Origin of the sequence: Spiroplasma sp. ald (assembly GCF_044714355.1) — a bacterium.
Lineage (GTDB): Bacteria > Bacillota_I > Bacilli_A > Mycoplasmatales > Mycoplasmataceae > Spiroplasma > Spiroplasma phoeniceum.
On the sequence record NZ_RXFY01000101.1, the window covers coordinates 1 to 3,640 of the forward strand.

General features: G+C 26.6%; 5 protein-coding genes. 4 read left to right on the top strand and 1 reads right to left on the bottom strand.

Going from position 1 to position 3,640, the window contains the following annotated elements:
- Positions 1-163: 163 nt before the first annotated feature.
- Positions 164-331 carry a hypothetical protein gene (locus tag EHU54_RS04960; protein WP_400249265.1) on the bottom strand — a complete coding sequence of 56 codons (168 nt, stop codon included), beginning with the start codon at positions 329-331 and terminating at the stop codon, positions 164-166.
- Between the two features lie 179 nt (positions 332-510).
- Between EHU54_RS04960 and EHU54_RS04965 the strand changes: the two genes are divergently transcribed.
- The 4 genes from EHU54_RS04965 to EHU54_RS04980 all read left to right on the top strand — a co-directional run bounded on the left by EHU54_RS04965 (position 511) and on the right by EHU54_RS04980 (position 3,565).
- Entirely contained in the window at positions 511-1,674 is a 1,164-nt protein-coding gene (locus EHU54_RS04965) for a hypothetical protein (protein ID WP_400249260.1), read from the top strand.
- A 118-nt stretch (positions 1,675-1,792) separates the two neighbouring features.
- Positions 1,793-2,572: a fructose-bisphosphatase class II gene (locus tag EHU54_RS04970; RefSeq protein ID WP_400249261.1), complete on the top strand. Its 780-nt coding sequence runs from the start codon at positions 1,793-1,795 to the stop codon at positions 2,570-2,572.
- A 7-nt stretch (positions 2,573-2,579) separates the two neighbouring features.
- A complete protein-coding gene (locus EHU54_RS04975) occupies positions 2,580-2,753 on the top strand; it encodes a hypothetical protein (protein WP_400249262.1) in 174 nt (57 codons plus the stop codon).
- A 20-nt stretch (positions 2,754-2,773) separates the two neighbouring features.
- Positions 2,774-3,565 carry an aldo/keto reductase family protein gene (locus EHU54_RS04980; RefSeq protein WP_400249263.1) on the top strand — a complete coding sequence of 264 codons (792 nt, stop codon included), beginning with the start codon at positions 2,774-2,776 and terminating at the stop codon, positions 3,563-3,565.
- Positions 3,566-3,640: the final 75 nt, after the last annotated feature.

Here is a 3,640-nt window from a genome sequence, read left to right on the forward strand (position 1 = left end):
ATCGGAATAATTCTTTATCATTAATAAAATCAAATTTATCAAATTTCATAATTTTAGATTCCTATAATTTCTATTTTAAATATATTTTATAGGAATTTTAAAATAAATAGGTTATGCAAGAAGTCTATTGAATAAATTATCCGCGTAATTTATTAGCGGTAATTTATTCATCTTCTTTTTCATTATTAATTACAATATTATTTACCGTATTAATAACATTATCTTTACCATACTTAATTACTACGGACCGCAAAATAAAATAATGTTTCTTTTCAATAAAAAATCAATCCCTTTCTGAGTTGATTTGTTGCACTTCACTTACACGATACATGGGAAAAATTAATTATAATAATTTGATTATATTAATGTTACTTATTAAATTTATATAAAAAAGTTAAAAAAGTTTAACTTTTTTTATGTTTAGTGTAAGATATAACTAATAGTTTTAAAAAACAAAACAAAACAATATTATATTTATAGTAGAAAAGAATGGATTAGGAAAGTATAAATATGGCAGATCAGGTTACCACAGATCAACAGTTATTACAAAAAGAAAAAAATGTAAAAAATGAATTAGATACTATTCGTACAAAACGTCGCATTATTCTGGGAATTATGTATGGATTAATTTCTGCAGTTGGGTATTCTATTATCCCATTAATGCTATATATTATTCCAGAACAAGTACCATATGGTAATTTAGCATCGCCAATTAATGCCACTTTTTATGTGACAGTTCAAGAAATAATGGCAACTTTTGTAATGTTTATTTTTTATAAACCCAAAAATTTTATTAATTTTTTAAAATTACTTCGTCACAAAGAAACTTGACTAATTGTATTATATGGTTTTTTAGGTGGTCCGGTTGCAATGGTATTTTTTCAGTTATCAGTTTTATTAACAATTAATCATCAAGGTGGTACAGATGGAACTGTTCCAGGATTATTGTTAAATTTAAATGTTATTTTAGCGGCAATTGGAAGTGCTATTTTCTTTCGTGTTTGTCAAAGTAAATATACTTGAACTGCTTTAGCAATTTCTACATGTTTAATTTTAGGAATGTCAATTCATTTTGTAATTGAAGAAGGATTAGCTTGATCATCGATTGGAGGGATGTGTTTAGCTTTAGTGACCGCTGGCTTTTATGCAATGGAAGCATTAGGAATGTCCCATTTAATGAGTTCTTCAAAAATTAAATTTACAGATCATGAAACAGTATCAATTAAAACAAGTTCTTCAGCGATATTAATGTTATTATTAGGGACACCAATTGCTGCAGTTTTTTCTCATCAAAGTTTCTTAGATGGTTATAAAATTTTTGCTAATTTTCAATATTATGATTATGCATTAATTGTTCTTGCTGGAGGAATTATTATGGGTAGTTCTCGAATGCTATATTATGCATGTTTAGCAATGTCTGGACCCACCTATACAACTTCAACCCAATTATTAATGTTTTTTTGAACCCCAATTTTTCAATATATTTTTATTGCAGTAAATGTTCCAAATAAAATTTCAGAACCAACATGATATTATTGAGTATATGTTATTCCAATTGTCTTTTGTACTTTTATTATTTCTAGCAATGAATTTTTAGTTCGTGCTAGTAAAGTTGGATCAAAGCGGGCCTTTCATGAATTATTTGGTAAGATTCCAAAACAAAATACAAAATAAGGTTAATAAAAAATAAAAATGTAAGGTATTTTACATTTTTATTTTGGAAATTATATGATTAAATATTAATAGCAAGCAAAGGAATGAACAATGAAAACAAATAGTCTTTTATTTTTACGTGCGGTCCAGGTTAGTTGTGATTGCTTCATATGAATTGGTTGATAAAAATGATAAAAATATGTTAGACCAAAAAGCAGTTGATATTATTAATAAATTATTAACAAGTAATGATGTTAAAGCAAAAATTGCAATTGGCGAAGGTGAACTTGATGCAGCACAAATGTTATATCAAGGGCAAACTTTTTCTCATCAACAAGCAATTACGATTGATATTGCAGTTGACCCAATTGAAGGGACAATACCAGCTAGTAAAAATGAACCGGGTTCAATTTCATGTATTGCTGTTGCTAAAAATAATACAATGTTACAAATCCCAGAAATGTATATGGAAAAATTGTTTTTATCACAGGACTTAGCTGTAATAGTTGATTTTAATAAACCAATTGAAGCAATTTTATTGACTTTATTAAAAATTAAGCAAAATTTATCATGTATTATTTTAAATAAACCGCGTTATCAAAAAATAATAAAAACAATGTGTCAATTAGGCATTAAGGTTGAATTAATTAATGAAGGAGATGTATTAGGGGCAATTGATGTTGTTTTAAAGAAGACTGATTTTTTGTATGGAATTGGTGGTGCACCAGAAGGAGTTCTAATGAGTGCATTAGCAATTGCAACTAATTATAAAATGTTTGCACGTTTAATTCGGTATGAGCAAATTTGACCAAATGAAAAAGAAACAGCATTACGAATGAAAATTGAACAGCAAGGTTTAGAACAGAAAAAAATTAGTTACAACACAATTTTTTTCTGAACAAGATTTAGTTGCTGATAAACAAGCAATGTTTTTTGCCGCTAGTTTAACAGGTAGAACAGTTTTAAAACCATTACGAATTATTGAGAAAGAATATGTTGTCCATTCTTTTATTGGTTATAATAATATTTATCATCAAATTATATCAAAATATCCAATAACAGATAATATTGAAGAGTTATTAAAACAATATAGTAAATAATTTTAGAGGAGGTTAGAACAATGCCATTTCGCTTAGAGAAAATTGCATTTGGAACTTTATTTTTAAAAAAAGAAGAGGCGATTATTAATGCTTTACAAAATGGTTATAAAATTATTGATACTGCTAAAGTTTATAAAAATGAAGAAATTGTTGGACGAGCAATTAAAAAATATTTAAATTCTAATAATCAAAAGCGAGAAGATATTACTATTGAAACAAAAATTTGATGTGATGATATTGAGGCAGAGAATACTACCAATGCTGTGCTAGAGTCGTTAAAACGATTAAATGTTACTTATTTAGATATTGTTTTAATTCATCGCCCAAATTTAAATTTTTACAAAACTATCAAAGCCTATACCGAATTGCTACAATGCAAAGCGAAAGGGTTAATTAATGTTGTTGGTGTAAGTAATTTTGATAAGGATATGATTGAAATTTTGTTTGAAGAAACGGGTATTTATCCAAATTTAAACCAAATTGAATTTAATCCTTTTAACCAAAGATGAGATCGTGTACAATATTGTCAAAATAAAAACATTTTGGTACAAGCATATTCACCAATTGCTAATACAATGGAAAATCAAATTCTAGTTGCCGAAGCTAAAAAATATAATTGTACTGTTGCTCAATTAGTTTTAGCTTGAATCCAATATTTTAGTATTCAACCAATTGCTAAAGCAGAACTATTACGTCATATCCAAGAAAACAAGCAGAGTGAAAAAATTAGACTAACTAAAAAAACAATTCAAATCTTACAGAGTCTTAATATGTATGATGATATTTATCCCGAAACATTTGATAGGTTTTAATGAAAAATATTAGACTTCTTGCATAACCTAGTTATTTTAAAATTCCTATAAAATATATTTAAAATAGAAATTATA